We start from the raw sequence: 17,317 nt of genomic DNA, 5'->3' as shown, positions 1-17,317 counted from the left end.
GCAGGCGACCGTGGTTGGCCGATCTGGCACAATAAGTGCCGATCTAGGCTCGCCCTGTTGATCCGCCTTCCGCGTCCGTTAGAACAGCCTTATGCAGCTCGTCTTTCTCGGCACCACCGGATATCACCCCAGCGAGACCCGGCACACGGCGTGCCTGATGCTGCCCGAGCTGGGCATCGTGCTCGACGCCGGCTCGGGCATGTTTCGAGTCGGTCCGCGCTTGGTGACCGACGAGCTCGACATCTTCCTGTCGCACGCGCATCTCGATCACATCATGGGCCTCACCTTCCTGCACGACATCTTCGTGGGGCGGTCGATGCGCCGAGTCACGATTCATGGGGCTGCGGACAAGCTAGCCGCGGTGCGCGAGCATCTCTTCTCGCGTCCACTTTTCCCGGTCGATCCGCCGTGGGAATTCCGGGCCCTTGAAGGAGACGCCGCGCTGATGCACGGAGGACGGCTGACCCACTTTCCGCTCGAGCATCCGGGGGGCTCGACCGGCTTCCGGCTCGATTGGCCCCAGGCATCGATGGCCTACGTGACCGACACGACGGCGACGAAAGACGCGGACTATATCCGCCACATCCGCGGCGTCGACCTGCTCGTGCATGAATGCTATTTCCCTGATGCGATGGCCGATTGGGCCCGCACGACCGGACACAGTTACACAACGCCGGTGGCCGAATTGGCGCGGCAGGCCGGAGTGGGGCGTTTGTTGCTGGTCCACGTCAATCCGCTCGGCCCCGAGCCCGACGCGATCGATCTGAACGTGGCACGCGCGATCTTTCCGCCGACGGAGATCGCCGGCGACCTGCAAGTGGTGAAATTCTAGCCGGCGGGTTGATGACCGCCGCGAAGCCCGGCGCCGGGCGTGAAGCCGCCACGCCACACAACGCACATGGCCACGACGGAAAACCGCCGTGGCCATGACACTTCGATGGTTCACGAACGACGCTCGCCTTAGCGGCGCGTGCGAGCGGGAGGAGCGGCCTGGGGAACCGGTTGTGCCGAACCCGCACGAGGCAGGCCTTCGGCGGCCTTCGCTTCCTTGGGCGCTTCGACGGCCGGCATCTGCAGCTCCTCGGTGGCGCTGGCCTTGCGAATCGCCGGGTCGAGCTTCATTTTCTCGTTGTTACGCACGCCCGATTGCGTGGTGCCGGCGATGTAATTGTCGATCTGGGCCGTCTCCTTCAACCGCGCGAAGTAATCCGCCATCGAGATGCGCATCTTCTTCTCGCGCAAATCGGTGAAAAGTTCCTCGCGGACCTCGGCGAAGTCGACCTTGACCGGTTCGGTGCGACCCTCGCAGAGCATGACGACGAACTTGTCCTCGACCTGCACGATACCCGACAGCTCTCCCGGCTTGAGCGAGAAGGCCTCTTGCTCGAGCATGGGTTGTCCGCCGTGACGCTGCACCGGCGGCACCTGCCCGGCCAGGGCGCGGCTGCTGGCTTCGACCGAGTACTGCTCGGCCAGTTGACCGAAGTAGTCGGACGCGGGGTTCTTGCGGGCCATCTCCCAGACTTCCTGGGCACGGCGCATGTCGTTCAGCACGATCGCCCGAATTCGGACGCGGGGGCCGAAGTTTGCTTCGAAGCCCATCTGCAGATCGGCCTCGGTAACCTCGATCTTGTCGCCGACCAGCTTCTTGAGCGCGGCCGACGGCCAGACCGAATCGTGGACGTAGAGGTCCATCGGCATGCCCTGCTCTTGTATCACTTCGTCGAGCCAGGCCTGCACGTCGGGGCCGCCGTCGGGGGTGAACTTGCCCATGAGCATCGCCGCCTGGGCGATCTCGGCGTCGATATCGGCGTCGGTGATTGTCAGGTTCTTCGAGCGCAGGGCCTGTTCGAGCAGCTTGCGGCTGATCGTGCCTTCGAGCACTTCCGCGCCGTGGCGATCGATGCACTCCTCGGCCAGCTCGCGCATCGTGATCTTGTGCCCGTTGATGATCGCCGCCACGCCGGGCATCGCCTTGCGCTTGGCGGGATCGTTGAAGATATTCTCGACTTGCGACGCGGCCTGCAGTTCCTTGAAGAGATCGGCCGCCGCCGCCTGCAGCTTCTTGTCGCGGATCGCTTCGGCCAGAATCTTGTCGACATTCTCGCGGATCGCCACGGGACGCGCCGGATGGTGCTTCTCGCATTTGAGAATCACGAACTTGTCGTTCACCGGCACGATGTTCGAGATCTGACCCTGCTTCAGCGCAAACGCCGCCTGTTCCACGGCCAGGTCGCCCAGATGCCGACGAATCGGCTGGATCAGGCCGCGGGCGCTACCGCTGTTGGGATCGTCCGATTCATCCTTGGCGATGTTCGGAAAATTTTCGGGATCGTTCATCACCATCTGGTGGACGTGCCGCGCCTTCTGCTCCGTGTCGCAGACGATGACGCGCACCTGGACCGATGGTCCGTATTCGGTCTCGTAGGCCTTATCGATGTCTTCTTGAGTCACGGTCAGGCGTTCGGCCGCGACCTTGCGCAGGGCGAGGGTCGGCCAGACCATGTCGTCGGCGTATTGTGTCGGCGTGATGCCGCGACCTTCTTCGAGCATCTGTAGATACTGATCGGTCGCCAGTCCGAAACGGGTCGCCAGGCGCTCGATCTCGGCCCGCACCTCTTCGGGCTTCACCGTGATGCCGCGCGCGGCACACTGCTGCGTCACGACTTGTCGATTGACCAGGCTTTCGAGCACGGCCTCGCCGTAGTGCCACAGCGCCTGCTGCGCCAATTCGTTGCGGCTGATGTCTTCTCGATTCACCACGGCCACGATTTGCGGCTTGTTGGCGTCGGGCGAGCCCCCCACGACCGGTCTCCCCGCCGGAGCGGGCGTGGCGGCCACTTCCTTGGCCGAACGTGGCGACGTCGACAACTTGGGACCCGCCGCCGGACGTGTCGCCGGCGCTTGAGCGAAGACTGCCGTGGACAGGCCCGAGAGAACCAGTCCCAGCGAAACGGCCGACGTTGCGATACTCGCCACGACGACTTGCCAGCCGGCGGCCCGGCGCTTGGCGCCGAGTACGATTCCATCCTTGGACATCGCGTTCTCTCCCTAGCACGATCGTTGAATGCGGACGCGGACGTGTCTCAAGCCCAAGAGACTCTAATTCACCGCGAAGGGCGGGGAGTATAGGTGGCTGCGAACCGCAGGGTCAAGGTCGAATGCAGTCGCCCCCTTCTGCCTGCAACGCGTGCTAGCAGCGCGCGATGTGAACGCCTGTCTTTGTCGGCGTATCGCGAGGTCGGGCTTGCCGGCCCCGGCAGAACCGATTAGAAGTCTCCCCTCTTTTCTCGGTGGCTTTCCCACATCCACCACGGCAAGATCCCTGTCACGACCACGCGTCGGGAGGCGCACTTCATGCGGTACTTCCATCGTCGCACGTTTCTGGCCGCGCTCGTCGGTGGCGCCGTTGTCTCCTGGTTGCCGGCGGCGCTGGCCAAACAACGGGCCGTCTCGGAACGCCGCGCTCTGGACGGCGCGATTCAAGTCGACCTGAAAGACATGCTCAACAAGGGACTCAAGTCGCGACGCAAGAGCGAGTTCGCCTTCGTCGACGAGGTGGTCACCGAGGTCGACGCCGGTCGCTTGCCGCGCAAAGAGGTCGAGCAGGTTTTCCTCTGGGCGCGACGCCAGCCACGTCACCCGTTCCAATACTTTCAGTTCGCGATGACCAAACAGGCCCGCCGTTTCGGCGTGCGACTGTAGTTGGTTCCACCATGCAGATTGCAAGGGCGTGCAGCAACAAAAGTGGCACAGGTCGCTGGCCTGTGCAAGAATGTTGAGTAGGGCGAATGCACAGGTCGGCGACCTGTGCCACTTGACTGATCTATTTGACGAGCAGCTTACTCCTCAGCTCCCCTCCGCGCCTCTGCGCGAGCCGGGGATTAGAGCAGCTCGGAAATCGGCGCGCCGTTCTCGACGATATATCGCGGGCGGCCGCGGTGATCGAGATAGGTCGCGTCGAGCGGCACGCCCAGGTGGTGATAGATCGTGGCGGCGAGATCGCCGGGCGTGACGGGGCGTTCCTTCGGCTGCCCACCGTCTCGTTCCGAAGAGCCGATGACCTGCCCATGACGGAACCCGCCCCCGGCCAGCGTCATCGACATGACGTTCGGCCAGTGGTCGCGGCCGTCGGTGCTTCCCTGCGTGCCGATCTTGGGCGTGCGGCCGAATTCGCCCATGGCGAGCACCAGCACGTCGTCGATCAAGCCCCGTTCGGTCAGATCCTCGACGAGCGTCGTCAGCAGGTGGTCGAACACGGGCAGCAGCGGACGCAGCCCGTTCATGATGCCGCCGTAGGGCGGAATGTTGTCGCCGTGCGTATCCCACGTCCCCGAAGCGCCGTGATGGCTCATGTCGAGGGTGACAAAGCTGACGCCCGCTTCGACGAGTCGCCGCGCGAGCAGGGCCTGCTGACACCAGACGTGATTCGTGTAGCGGCGGTGCGTCTCTTCCGATTCTTGCGACAGGTCGAACACCCGTTGCGCCACGCCGCCGGTGACCATATCGACGGCCTGTTGCTCGAAGGCATCCATCGCCGCCAGCGAGCCCGATCGATCGAGATCGCGCCGCAAGCGATCGAGTTGCCGCAGGACCGACTGGCGCGAATAGAGCCGCTCGTGCGAAAGCCCGCTGGGCAACTCGAACAGCTTGCCCACCTTGTTGCCGTCGAACGGATCGTGTTGCTTGCCGAGATAGCCCCCCCAGGCGACGTGCGACGTCGACTTCATGTTCAGCACGACATAAGGGGGTAACTCGGCACGCTGCTCGCCGCGCAGCTTGGCGGCCAGGGCGGCAATCGCCGGATACTTATCGGCCTCGGGATTCACGCGCGGCTCGGCCAGCACGTTGCCCGTCTGAAAGACCTGGTTCGGCTCGTGATTCGACCCGCGCGCATCGATCGAGCGAATGATCGTCAGTCGATCCATCATCGCGGCCTGCTTCGGCAGATGCTCGCAGAGCAACACGCCGGGAAGCGCCGATTGAATCGTGCGGAAGGGGCCGCGGATCTCGACGGGAGCGTCGGGCTTGACGTCCCAGGTATCGATGTGGCTGGGGCCTCCGGTCATCCAGAGCAGAATGACGCTCTTGCGACCCGGCAACGGCCGGCCCGCGGCGGCCGCCTGGTGGCGCAGACGCAGCAGGTCGGGCAGCGTCAATCCGCCGATGCCCAGCAGGCTGGCCTTGAGCATGCCACGCCGGTCGACGACGGTCAGCCCCTCGCGCCGCCGCGCATGGAAATGCGTGAAGGCGTGCTGCTCGGCATGGGATCGACCGTGTGCGGCATCCATCGAGAATCCTCCGGCCGCTCAGTATAGCCCGACCGGCGGGGGAAGACTAACCCTGGTCTTTGTGCCGACAGGGATTTCAACGCAAAGTCGCAAAGACGCAAAGATAGATGAGAAATCCCGGGAAATGCCTTCGCGTGGCACTGCTGGCTTGTCCAGCAGCGGGAACACCTGTTGATCCAGCGTATGAGGGCAGTTCTGCCAGACAGCATCTGCCGCGATCTCGACCGCTGGGCAAGCCAGCAGTGCCACACCGCCGTTTGGCTTGCGGCAAACATTCAGGTTCTCTGCGTCACTGCGCCTTGGCGTCTTTGCGTTCAAAGAATTCCGCGGCTCCGCGTGAGCTCTTACTCTTCATCCGAACGGAGCTTTGCCAGCACGGAGTAATCTTCGAGGGTGGTGGTATCGCCGACCGTTTCTTTTCCTTCGGCGATGTCGCGCAGGAGCCGCCGCATGATCTTGCCGCTGCGCGTCTTGGGCAGCGCGTTGGTGAAGCGAATATCGTCGGGCTGGGCGAGTGCGCCGATCTCCTTCCGCACGTGCTGCCTGAGCGCCGAGCGAAGATCGTCACTGGCGTCGCTTCCCTTGAGCGTGACGAAGACCACCACGCCTTGCCCCTTGATCGGGTCGGGCCGTCCCACGGCCGCCGCCTCGGCTACCTTGGGATGACTGACCAGGGCACTTTCGATTTCGATCGTGCTCAAGCGATGCCCGGCCACGTTGAGCACGTCGTCGATACGCCCCATGATCCAGTAGTAGCCGTCGCTGTCGCAACGTGCGTTGTCCCCGGCCAGGTACTTGTTGGGAATCTTGCTCCAGTACTGCTCTTTGTAGCGCGCGTCGTCTCCCCAGATGCCGCGGAGCATGCCGGGCCAGGGATGTGCCATGACGAGCCAGCCGCCCGAGCCGGGCTTCACCGGCTTGCCATCTTCGGTAACGATCTGCGGCACGATGCCCGGTAGCGGCTTGGTGCAACTGCCCGGCTTCGTGGCGATGGCGCCGGGCAAAGGGCTCATCATGATGCCCCCCGTCTCGGTCTGCCACCACGTATCGACGATCGGGCAGCGCCGTCCGCCGATCTTTTCGTGGTACCACATCCAGGCCTCGGGATTGATCCCTTCGCCCACGGTGCCCAGCAGACGCAGGCTCGACAGGTCCCGTTTCTCGACCCAGTGATCGCCCCACTTGATGAACGAACGGATTGCCGTCGGCGCCGTGTAGAGGATGTTCACGCGGTAGCGCTCGATGATCTCCCAGAAGCGGCCCTCGTCGGGCCAGTTCGGGGCGCCCTCGTACATGACGGTCGTCGCGCCGTTCGAAAGCGGGCCGTAGACGACATAGCTGTGCCCGGTAACCCAACCGATATCGGCGGTACACCAGAAGGTATCTTCGTCGCGGAGATCGAAGACCCATTCGGTCGTCTTCTTGACGAACAGGTTGTAGCCCGCCGTGGTGTGCTTGATCCCCTTCGGCTTGCCGGTCGAACCGCTGGTGTAGAGGATGAACAGCGGCGTCTCGCTGTCGAGCGGCGTGGCGGGGCAATCGGCCGACGCCGCGGCCACGAGGTCATGCCACCAGAAGTCGCGACCTTCCTGCATCGTCACGTCGTTGCCGATCCGGCGCAGCACGACGCACTTCTCGACCGTGGGGGATTTCGTCAAGGCTTCGTCGACGTTCGCCTTGAGTTGCAACACGGAACCGCGTCGCCAGCCGCCATCGGCCGTGATGACGAGCTTGGCTTTCGCGTCGTTGTTGCGATCGGCGATCGCCTCGCTCGAAAAGCCGCCGAAAATCACGGAGTGGACCGCACCGATCCGCGCGCAGGCCAACATGGCAATCGCCAGCTCGGGCACCAGCGGCATATAGAGCGAGACGACGTCGCCGGTCTTAATGCCCAACTGCTTGAGCACGTTGGCAAAGCGGCACACCTCGCGGTGCAACATCTGATAGGTGAGCACGCGCTGCTCGCCGGGCTCCCCTTCCCAGATGATGGCGGCCTTGTTCTTGCGCCACGTGTCGAGATGCACGTCGAGACAGTTGTACGAGATGTTCGTCTGCCCGCCGACGAACCACTGGGCGAAGGGCTCTTTCCAGTCGAGCACCTGGTCGAAGGGACGGAACCAGTGCAGTTCCTCGGCCAGACGCCCCCAGAAGGCGGGCGGATCGGCGGCGGCCTCGTTCCACAGCTTCTCGTACGCCTCGACGGAGCCGATGCGCGCCTGGGCGGCAAACTCGGCCGGGGGCGGAAAGAGCCGCGTCTCCTGCATTACGTTCTCGATCTGCCCAGCCGCCGGCGCTGCCTGCTTGGCCATCCTCGAAATCTCCCGCTCGAGTTTCCCCTGACAGTGAATAGACCCGTCATTGTTGGGCACCCTCCGGCGCGTGTCAATTCTTCGGCAAACAAGCTCACGCGGAGCATTTTTAACGCCAAGACGCCAAGACGCAGAGACGCAAAGGGAAATAACTAACGATTGATTCACCAGCGGCGGTCCAAGTCCCGCAATCCTTCCAAGTGCAATTGCCTCTTGAATCAGCAGTGACCCCTACACAGCATTCCTTTGCGCCTTTGCGCCTCTGCGCCTCTGCGTCTTGGCGTTAAAATCCCCCAATCCTCCGCGATTCCGCGGCTCCGCGTGAGCCTTCTCCTACTGCGTTGAAGGTGCCCGGCAGCAGGGTAGAATGACCGTTCCAATCGCGCCGCTCGGTTTGCCGATGGACCGCCGCTTTGCTCTGAGGAGTCCCATGAGCACCCGCCCCTTCGTCCACCTCCACTGCCATAGCCATTTCAGCCTGCTGGACGGCGCCAGTTCGATCGGCGGACTGGTCAAGAAGGCCAAGTCGGCCGGCATGAACGCCCTGGCGCTGACCGACCACGGCAACCTGCACGGGGCGCTCGAGTTCTATCGCAAAGCGCGGGATGCCGGCATCAACCCGATCGTGGGCTACGAGGCCTACGTCGCCCCAGAGAGCCGGTTCAAGAAAGAGGCCAGCAAGAACGACGAGGCAAGCTACCATCTGACGCTGCTCGCGCAGAATCGCACCGGCTTTCGCAACCTGCTCAAGTTGGCCTCGGCGGCTTATCTCGAAGGCTTCTATCGCAAGCCACGCATCGATCGCGAGTTGCTCGCCGCGCACAACGAAGGACTCATCTGTCTCAGCGGCTGCGTGTCGGGCGAGTTCAGCCGCGCCATCCTGCGTGGCGTGGGAGCCGAGCCCAACATCGCCGAGTCTCAGGAAATCGCCCGTTGGTTCAGCGGGGTGTTCGGCGATCGCTACTTCATCGAGATCCAGAACAACGGCCTCGAGATCCAACGTCTGGCGATGGAAGGGGCCGTCGATGTGGCACAGCGCATGGGCCTGCCCCTGGTGGCCACCAGCGATGCCCACTACGTCAATCGCGAGGATGCCGAGGCGCAGGATGTGCTGCTCTGCATCAATACGGGCAAGTTCCGCACCGACGTGAATCGCATGCGGATGGAGGGGGATCTCTTCTATCTCCGCGAGCCGGAAGAGATGTACGCCGCCTTCCCCGGCTACGAAGACGCGGTGGCCCGCAGCCAGGAGATTGCCGATCGGGTCGACATCGATCTCGAGCTCGGCAAACGCCACTTCCCCTCGTTTCAGCTTCCGCCCGAGAAAACCGCGGCCGAATACCTGCGCGAGCTTTGCATCGCGGGGCTCGAGCGCCGCTACGCGGAAGACGCCGAGCGTCTGGTCGACGGTCAGCTTTCGACCGAAGTAATCGACCGGCTCGAGCGCGAGCTTGAAGTAATTAACACGCTCGGTTTTGCCAATTACTTCCTCATCGTGTGGGACTTCGTGCGGTTTGCCAGCGAGCGCGACATTCCGGCCACCGCGCGCGGCTCGGGGGTCGGCTCGCTTGTGGCCTTTGCCCTGGGCATGAGTCACGTCTGTCCCTTGCGCTACGACCTGCTCTTCGAGCGCTTCCTCGACAAGAGCCGCAAGGAAGCACCCGATATCGATATCGATTTCTGCAAGGATCGCCGTGGCGAGGTGATCCAGTACGTGAAAGACAAGTACGGCGAGGCGAACGTCGCGCAGATCGGCACGTTCGGCACATTGGCGGCCAAGGCGGCCATCCGCGACGTGGGACGCGTGCTGGGGCTCCCCATCGCGCGGGTCGACTCGATCGTGGCCATGGTGCCCGAGGAATTGCACATCACGCTCGCCTCCGCGCTCGAGAAGAGCGCGGAACTCAAGGCCGCCTTCGATCGCGACGGCGAGATCCGCGAGGTCATCACGCTGGCGATGAAGATCGAGGGCCTCGCGCGCAATGTCGGCACCCACGCCGCGGCGGTGGTGATCGCCGATCGGCCGCTCGACGAGTACGTGCCGCTGTGCCGCGTGAAGGACAAAGAAGAAACGATCACCCAGTGGGCCATGGGGGACGTCGAGGCGGCCGGCCTGCTGAAGATGGACTTCCTCGGGCTGCGGAACTTGACGATTCTCTCGAAGGCGGTCGACCTGATCGAGCAGACGACCGGCGAGCGTGTGGACCCGTATAAGTTCCCGCTCGAGGACAAGCCGACCTTCGCGCTCCTCTGCCGCGGCGAGACGAAGGGCATCTTCCAACTCGAAAGCGGCGGCATTCGCGACCTGCTGCAGCGGATGAAGCCCGACCACTTCCGCGACATCATCGCCACCGCGGCGCTCTATCGTCCCGGCCCGCTCGAAGGGGGCATGGTCGACGACTACATCGAGGTGAAGCACGGCCGCCAGCAGGCCGAGTACAAGCACCCCGTGATGCGCGACATTCTCGAAGAGACGCACGGCGTGATGGTCTACCAGGAACAGGTGATGCGCATCTTGAACGCGCTGGGAGGCATCGAGCTCTCGAGTGCCTACACGTGCATCAAGGCCATCAGCAAGAAAAAGCTGGAGATCATCGCCAAGTTCCGCGGCGAGTTCATCACCGGCGCCACGGAAAAAGGCCTCTCCTCGAAAGATGCCGAAGAACTGTTCGGCATGGTCGAGAAGTTCGCCGGCTACGGTTTTAATAAGAGCCACTCCACGGCCTACGCGCTCATCGCCTACATGACCGCCTACCTGAAGGCGCACTATCAGGTCGAGTTCATGGCGGCGCTCCTCTCGGGCGATATCCAGGGGCGCAACTTCAAACGCAAGGATTCGCTGGTCGAGCATCTCGAAGACTGCCACCGCATGCAGATCACCGTGGTGCCGCCCAACGTGAATCTCTCCGAAGGTGATTTCACGGTGGCCGACGGCAAGATCTGCTTCGGCCTCGCCGCCATCAAAGGTTGCGGGGTGCTGGCCGCCGAGGCCATCAAGGCCGCGCGGAAGAAGGATGGCCCCTTCCGCGATCTGTACGACTTCTGCTGCCGGCTCGACCCGGCGGTGGTCAACCGCTCGACCATCGAATCGCTCATCAAGGCGGGAGCGTTCGACTTCAGCGGCGCGCGGCGTTCGCAACTGCTGGCGGTGCTCGAGCGCGCCCTGCAGGCGGGTGCCGCCACGCTGGCCGATCGCCGCAGTGGCCAGAAGGGACTCTTCGACGATGCCGAGGAAGACGATTCGCCCGCCGCCGTGCAGGCCAGCCTGCCCGACATCCCCGAGCTCGAAGAACGCGAAAAGTTGGCCGCCGAAAAGGAAGTGCTGGGCTTCTATCTCACCAGCCATCCGCTGGCCGAATTCGAAGAGAAGCTCAGGCTCTTCTGCTCCCACACCACGGTCGAGGCGGCGCAACTCTCGAACCGCGCCGAGGTAATCGTGGGAGGCATGCTCTCGGCCATCAAGTTCTCGCACACGAAGAACGCACGGCCGGGTAGCACGGCGACGAAGTACGCCATGTTCGATCTCGAAGACACCGCCGGCATGATGCGCTGCATTCTCTGGCCCGACGATTTCGCCAAATGCGGCGAGCTGGTCGCCCCCGACGCGATCCTGGTGATCCGCGGCGCCGTCGACAAGCGCCCCGGTAGCGAAGAGGCGAACCTGATCGTCAACGAGTTGATTCCCATGGCCGAGCTGGACGGGCGTTTCACGAAGGGCGTGCGCATCCGCGTCAGCGAAGCGACGCACAGCGAGCGCGGGCTCGAGCGCCTCTACGAGATCCTCCGCGGCTACCCGGGCCAGCACGAACTGCACCTGGTGCTGACGCTGAACGACGGCAGTCGCGTCCGCTGCCAGTGCGACAAGATGCGCGTCGAGGTGAACGCCGAAATGCGCCGCCGCGTGGAGGAACTTCTCGGCCCAGGGCAATTGAGCCTCGTCGCCGAACCACCCAAGCCGGCGGCACCGCAACGTCAGAAGAACGGATACGAACGAGCTGGTGCGAGGGGGTGATCGAATATTCCATCAAGAGCGATAGAACCTCGCTTTAATCACCCTGATAGCCTCTTGACTTCGCTCGCTTAAACTGATCGCATGTGGTGTTTAACAATGCCGCACTAAGTGAGTCCGCGCGATAAGGGCAGGTCAACATGTCATTTAATACCTCGCAATCTGCTTACGAAGATCTTCGAAGTATCGTAGCCGAACGGTCTGATCCCCTCATTGCGTGGGTAGGTGCCGGACTAAGTGTAGCGGCAGGAATGCCCACGTGGGCTCAACTTCGTGACTTACTCGTTACAGAACTGCGAAAGCTGGCGCAAGCGATATCTGACCCAGAAACCCAGCTTACACTTCGGAGATGTGCTGATGCTGCCGCCGTGGATCCGAATTTGTGGAATGCCTTTGGCCTGCTGAAAGAAAAACTAGGCAGCGAATCATACAAGTCGGCAATTCGGAGAGCATTTCGCGGTGCCGAAACTTGCAGCATACCTCCAATCTACGAACGACTGTGGAAGCTCGGTATATCCGGTCTATTGAATCTGAATATCGACCGTATTGCGACACGCGCCTTCACTACTGTTTTTGGCGGAAAACTACTTCACGAATTCTCTGGAGAGCGAGCCGGACAGTTTACCCACCTACTAAAGGGACAGGTCCCCTGGCAGGCACATCTCCACGGGCAACTAGAAGATGTGTCTAGCTGGGTGTTTACTGCGAGTGATCTACAACGACTCTTTAGTCAACACGGCTACGACAATCTACTATCGACATGCTTTTCCGCGAGAACAGTCGTATTTGTTGGCATCACCGCCGATGACATAGCAGCTGGTGGCCACCTAAGGCGCTTGACACAGCTAGGAATCGACTGCGGCAACCATTTTTGGATCACTCATCTTGGCCGCGACAAGAGGGCGTGGGCAGAAGAGTCCGGCATTCGCCTAATTGAATACAACGCTCGGGATGGGAACCATTCTGAGTTGAATGAACTTTTTGACGACCTACAGCAATACAAGCCGGTGGAGACGGCTGCGCGGCCAGTCCGCCCCAAGGTACCGATTGAAAGTGCTGAAGTGCCCGCTCCAGATGAATTGGAGCAAAGGTCGGCGACCGACATACGACAGATTCTCAATGCAAAGGCTTCGGCAATACTTGCTGACACAAACGAAGAAAGCATAAACGAGTTTGAGCAATTCGCGTCAAAGTACTCCGAAGCAATTTATCGCGCCTGGTACGTCTCACTCGATCCGCCAAAAAACAACGTGCTTGGATATACATTGCATGAGAAGTGCGCTGACGGCGCGTTCGGTACGGTGTATCGCGCAACGGATAGCGAAGAGCGCATGTATGCCTTAAAGATCCTTCACGAGCGAGTTCGGTCGAATCGGGAGATGCTCCATAGCTTTCGACGCGGTGTTCAGTCAATGAGGATATTGACAGAGGCAAATCTAGATGGGGTTGTAAAGTACTACAACGCGTCCGAAATCCCTGCGATGGTTGCTATGGATTTCATAGAAGGCATAGACCTTGCAGAGGCCGTTCGTAAAGGAGTATTGCGTGACTGGGACGTCCTACTCAAATGGGCAGTGCGGCTCGCTGAGATCATCCGAACTTCACATAGGCTGCCGCAACGGGTCTTGCACAGGGATATTCGGCCTTCAAACATAATGCTTGAAGGGTGCTGGGGACCTGATCCAAAATGGGAACAAGTGAAACTATGGGTCCTCGACTTTGACTTGTCCTATCATTTGGATTCACTCGATGTGTCGATCTCGCAACCGAGTGCCACGAACGGCTTTCTTGCACCAGAACAGGTTGACCGCAGCTCGGGCGTATCGACACGGAACGCTGCGGTAGACTCCTTCGGGATTGGAATGACACTGTACTTCATGCGATCAGCGATTGAGCCACGATTTGGACAACACCGTTATTCCGACTGGAACGAGACGTTGCAGGAATGTGCTCGCAAGCACCCATGTGCCGCTTGGGAGTCGCTACCTAACCGGTTCGGCAGGCTGATCCACAGCGCTACGCGAGACAAACAGGAGCAACGACTCGATGTCGCAAGAATAGAGGATGAACTAGTTAGGCTTCGAGATGCAGCGACTGCCCCTGAACGAGTTGCGTCCGCTGAATTACTCGCTGAAGAGATTGCTGCCAGGGCATTTCCGAATCGTTATTCTTGGAACTCGGACCGCCTTCAAGCGCAATGTGATATGGCTTCCATCAAGCTAGTTGTAGAAGCGAACGAAGATTTGCAGCAAGTGATCTGTACGTTTCAATGGCTTAAGACTGGAGGTGAGCACCACCAGAACGTCAAGAAGTGGCTTCCGCGTGCGAAGGATCGCGCCTTGGCTGCTCTGCGCGTTGCCGGATGGGAGGTTCGCGGCACGATCAACACCGGACAGATCTCAGGTGAAGGCCGAATAGGCGTTTCAAAACTGCGAGGCAACGTGGAAAAAAGCGCTGCCGCAGTCGCGGAGGTGTTTCAGGCATTGCAGTTTGAATAGGTATTATTCATCTCGCGAACGGCACCGCTCATTTGGCCACAGCTAACGGCTTATGCCATCAAGCTGGGCCCTTAATTGAACTGACTGTATTTGTTGCTGACTTGCATCGCTAAGCGGCACCCTCTAAAGCAACAGGCGCGAAGAAGCTTGCTGTTCTGCGCCGTTCCTTCGCGTTCTTCGCGCCTTCGCGGTAACCCCTTTTTCCTTGCATCACTTCCGCGGTGCTGGCAAGCGAACCTCGCGGTAGTGACCCTTGTCACCCGCAGGATCGGGTACCATGTCGGTATCGGTCCATACGCAGCTTTGCGGTCTCGTGGGGGCAATCGGTCATGAATAGCAAGCAACTCGAAAAACTGGGCGTGCCGAAGTCGAGCTTCAGGCCGGCCATCGTCGGCGTGCAGCGGGCCGCCAAGGCGGGACAGGGCCAGGAGGTCAAGCGGTTGATCTCCGCCGTGCTCGATAATCCGCAGGCACACTTGGGCGATCCGCTCTTCGGCGAGTTGGCCGAGAGTCTCATCGACGCTGCGCCCTATGTGCGTGGCGAACCGATCGGCTATCGCACTTGGGGTGACGCAGGCATTGATCCCGCCGCGCACACGCAGATGCGCCAGGCCTGCGCGCTGCCGATGGCGACCGGCGCCGCGCTGATGCCCGACGCGCACGTCGGCTACGGCTTGCCGATTGGCGGCGTGCTGGCGCTCGACAACGCGGTTTGCCCTTACGCGGTGGGCGTCGATATTGCCTGCCGCATGAAGCTCTCGGTGCTGGATGTGCCGGCCGAGCAGCTCGACGACGACTCGAAGGCCTCGCGTTTCGACCAGGCGCTCGAGCGCGGTACGCGCTTCGGCGTTGGTTCGGTTCACCAGAAGCGTCAGTCGCATGCCGTACTCGACGCCGACTGGAGCGTCTCGCGCGTCACGCGCGACAACAAGGACAAGGCCCGATCGCAGCTTGGCACCTCCGGCTCGGGCAATCACTTCGTCGAGTTCGGCCTGCTGACCGTCAGCGAGCCGAGCGACGATTTCAACCTGGCCCCGGGCAAGTACGTGGCGCTGCTCAGCCACAGTGGCAGCCGTGGGCCGGGCGCCGCGGTGTGCGATTTCTACAGCCGCATCGCGCGGGCGCGCCTGCCGGCGCACTACAGCGACCTGACGCACCTGGGCTGGCTGAGCCTCGACAGCGAAGAGGGGCAGGAATATTGGGCCGCGATGAACCTGATGGGTGATTTCGCCGCCGCGAATCACGACGTGATCCACCGCCTCGTGGCGCAGGAGCTTGGCGCCGATGTGATCGCGGACGTCGAGAACCACCACAACTTCGCCTGGCGCGAAGAGCATGGCGGCCGCGACGTGATCGTGCATCGCAAGGGAGCAACCCCGGCCGCGCGCGGAGAGCTGGGCGTGATTCCGGGCTCGATGGCCGATCCGGCCTTCGTCGTGCGCGGACTGGGAAACCCCGACAGTTTGAACTCCGCCTCGCACGGCGCCGGCCGGCAGATGTCGCGCACGCAGGCGAAGAGCAAGTTCAGTTGGCCCACGGTGCGCAAGCAGCTTGCGGCCCGCGGCGTGCGCGTGCTTTCGGCCGGCGCGGACGAAGTGCCGGGGGTCTACAAGAATATCGAGCAGGTGATGGCCGAACAGCAGGACCTGGTCGAGATCGTGGCCCGCTTCGATCCTCGCGTCGTCAAAATGTGCGGCGACGGCAGCCGTGCGGAAGACTGAATTTTTTTAACGCAAAGGCGCGAAGACGCAGAGACGCAAAGCTGGCAAAGTGCAAGCAAGTGGCACTGGCCGCCGGCCTGTGTGATGAGAGGCTGACCATCTTTCTTTGTTGCCTGCGGTTATGACGTACGTGATTCCTGCGGTTCTCGGGTTAACACGAGAACCTTGGCAGGATCACGATCATGCACCAGCCACCGCTTGCCGATGCGTATGAAGCCCTGCAACGAGAAGCCACCGCGTTAGCCGGTGGGCTGAGTGATCTTGCCCAGCGGGCGGCCGTCTACCGGCACATCTTTCGCGCCTCGCAGCGCAATCACGTATTTCCCTTGATTGCCGCGCACGGTGCTCTCTGGGCCGGCGGCCATTTCCGCAAGCACATGCGCATCGGTGAGCTGCTTTCGTGGCAGTACGTCGGCCGCGAGAGGTTGCGGCAGCGCCGGCTCGCACAACTGGCCGCCTTCCGCGATGCGTTGCGCGAAGTGAATCGCCGCGTCTGCGTCGATACTTATGTTCAGTTTCATTTGAGCCAGCGTTATGCGACGCATCCCGATCTCGCCGCGTATATTCCTGGCGAATTGCTCGCGGCGTTGCGCATGCTCCACGCGGCGTGCGAACGTGGCGTGGCGCTTACCGATCTCGAACGTCGTGCGGTGTTCGAGGCTCATTTTCTGCACGAGCAGAGCACGATCGTGGGCGAAACGGTCGCGTGTGCGACCCAGGAATTCGAGTGGCCGTTGGTCCGCTTCCTGGCACTGCGCCCCCGCGTGCGGTTTGCCTATCTACCGGCAGGCAAGTGTCTCGCCTTTCGCAACTTTGCCGACCAGCAGGAAAGAATCCGCAACGGTCTGACGGCCTTCGATCTGGCCGCCGTGGTCGGCTGGGATCGCGTCGAATTGGCGCTCGACGACTACAAACTTCTCGAACCGGCCTTCTTTACCCGACCCGAGCAGCACTTTGCCCAACTGGCGGCCAGCGTGTTGAAGCCGGCAATGCCCGTGTGCCCGTGAGAGAAACCTGAAGAAGGACAGCAGAGCTGTGGAACAGTAGACCGCAGTCGAGCACATCGACTTTCTACTGCTCTCCTGCTCGACTGCTCTGCTTTTTCGGCCCAAGGGCGAAAAAGCGGAGGGCATGGGATTCGAACCCACAACCCCTTGCGGGGCACCTGATTTCGAGTCAGGCCGCTGGCCAATTCGCTTACCCTCCGGAATACTCGAAATTTAGCGGCAAGAGGGCCGATCGGCAAGCTCGCCTGAGTGGGGTCGGGTGACGATTTGCTTTTGGCCCGATCCGTTGTCCAGGCCCTCGCTTTCACGTCCACGGCGCTCCGCGGCCGCCTCTGACGAGGACACGCCCGCGGCCGGTCGGTTCGGTTCTAGCGGTCGTCGCGCTCGGGGCGAAGGGACGGCTCAGCGCAGCCAGGGTGTCACATTCCTTGCGACCACCGGAGCGAGGGCCGTACGACTGTTGCGAGCGTTCGCACGCATCG

Annotated in this window: 9 protein-coding genes and 1 tRNA gene; 6 read left to right on the top strand and 4 right to left on the bottom strand. The window is 62.0% G+C overall.

Translation table 11 applies throughout. The features are described from left to right. Window positions 1-91: 91 nt before the first annotated feature. Window positions 92-832 carry an MBL fold metallo-hydrolase gene (locus tag KF708_12970; GenBank protein ID MBX3413595.1) on the top strand — a complete coding sequence of 247 codons (741 nt, stop codon included), beginning with the start codon at window positions 92-94 and terminating at the stop codon, window positions 830-832. 128 nt (window positions 833-960) lie between these two features. On the opposite strand, the gene KF708_12965 is transcribed toward KF708_12970, so the two are convergent. Next, window positions 961-3,039, bottom strand: coding sequence for a peptidylprolyl isomerase (locus KF708_12965; GenBank protein MBX3413594.1), 2,079 nt, complete (start codon window positions 3,037-3,039; stop codon window positions 961-963). Between the two features lie 318 nt (window positions 3,040-3,357). On the opposite strand from KF708_12965, the gene KF708_12960 reads away from it, so the two are divergent. Then, a complete protein-coding gene (locus KF708_12960) occupies window positions 3,358-3,705 on the top strand; it encodes a hypothetical protein (GenBank protein MBX3413593.1) in 348 nt (115 codons plus the stop codon). Between the two features lie 179 nt (window positions 3,706-3,884). Here KF708_12960 and KF708_12955 read toward each other — a convergent pair whose 3' ends face one another. After that, a complete protein-coding gene (locus KF708_12955) occupies window positions 3,885-5,291 on the bottom strand; it encodes a DUF1501 domain-containing protein (protein MBX3413592.1) in 1,407 nt (468 codons plus the stop codon). A gap of 344 nt (window positions 5,292-5,635) precedes the next feature. Then, entirely contained in the window at window positions 5,636-7,600 is a 1,965-nt protein-coding gene (gene acs, locus KF708_12950) for an acetate--CoA ligase (GenBank protein MBX3413591.1), read from the bottom strand. 430 nt (window positions 7,601-8,030) lie between these two features. On the opposite strand from acs, the gene dnaE reads away from it, so the two are divergent. The 4 genes from dnaE to KF708_12930 all read left to right on the top strand — a co-directional run bounded on the left by dnaE (window position 8,031) and on the right by KF708_12930 (window position 16,835). Then, window positions 8,031-11,612, top strand: a complete 3,582-nt coding sequence (gene dnaE, locus KF708_12945) for a DNA polymerase III subunit alpha (protein ID MBX3413590.1) — start codon at window positions 8,031-8,033, stop codon at window positions 11,610-11,612. 137 nt (window positions 11,613-11,749) lie between these two features. Then, on the top strand, window positions 11,750-14,107 hold the full coding sequence (locus tag KF708_12940; protein ID MBX3413589.1) for a protein kinase: 2,358 nt from the start codon (window positions 11,750-11,752) through the stop codon (window positions 14,105-14,107). A gap of 329 nt (window positions 14,108-14,436) precedes the next feature. Further along, window positions 14,437-15,828 carry an RtcB family protein gene (locus KF708_12935; protein MBX3413588.1) on the top strand — a complete coding sequence of 464 codons (1,392 nt, stop codon included), beginning with the start codon at window positions 14,437-14,439 and terminating at the stop codon, window positions 15,826-15,828. Window positions 15,829-16,010: 182 nt separating this feature from the next. Next, window positions 16,011-16,835 (top strand): hypothetical protein, encoded by an 825-nt coding sequence (locus tag KF708_12930; protein ID MBX3413587.1) that lies wholly within the window; start codon window positions 16,011-16,013, stop codon window positions 16,833-16,835. Between the two features lie 116 nt (window positions 16,836-16,951). Here the strand turns inward: KF708_12930 and KF708_12925 are convergent. Further along, window positions 16,952-17,034, bottom strand: a tRNA-Ser gene (locus KF708_12925). Window positions 17,035-17,317: the final 283 nt, after the last annotated feature.

It is taken from the genome of Pirellulales bacterium, from assembly GCA_019636335.1.
In the GTDB taxonomy this organism is placed as follows: domain Bacteria; phylum Planctomycetota; class Planctomycetia; order Pirellulales; family JAEUIK01; genus JAHBXR01.
The sequence above is the reverse complement of the archived record's forward strand: the minus strand, read 5'-3'. Positions and strand labels throughout refer to the sequence as shown.

What these genes read in the sequence shown, in the direction of transcription:
- KF708_12940 (MBX3413589.1), top strand. Translation starts at nt 11,750, where the DNA reads ATGTCATTTAATACCTCGCAATCTGCTTACGAAGATCTTCGAAGTATC.
- KF708_12935 (MBX3413588.1), top strand. Translation starts at nt 14,437, where the DNA reads ATGAATAGCAAGCAACTCGAAAAACTGGGCGTGCCGAAGTCGAGCTTC.
- KF708_12965 (MBX3413594.1), bottom strand. Translation starts at nt 3,039, where the DNA reads ATGTCCAAGGATGGAATCGTACTCGGCGCCAAGCGCCGGGCCGCCGGC.
- KF708_12955 (MBX3413592.1), bottom strand. Translation starts at nt 5,291, where the DNA reads ATGGATGCCGCACACGGTCGATCCCATGCCGAGCAGCACGCCTTCACG.
- KF708_12960 (MBX3413593.1), top strand. Translation starts at nt 3,358, where the DNA reads ATGCGGTACTTCCATCGTCGCACGTTTCTGGCCGCGCTCGTCGGTGGC.
- dnaE (MBX3413590.1), top strand. Translation starts at nt 8,031, where the DNA reads ATGAGCACCCGCCCCTTCGTCCACCTCCACTGCCATAGCCATTTCAGC.
- KF708_12970 (MBX3413595.1), top strand. Translation starts at nt 92, where the DNA reads ATGCAGCTCGTCTTTCTCGGCACCACCGGATATCACCCCAGCGAGACC.
- acs (MBX3413591.1), bottom strand. Translation starts at nt 7,600, where the DNA reads ATGGCCAAGCAGGCAGCGCCGGCGGCTGGGCAGATCGAGAACGTAATG.
- KF708_12930 (MBX3413587.1), top strand. Translation starts at nt 16,011, where the DNA reads ATGCACCAGCCACCGCTTGCCGATGCGTATGAAGCCCTGCAACGAGAA.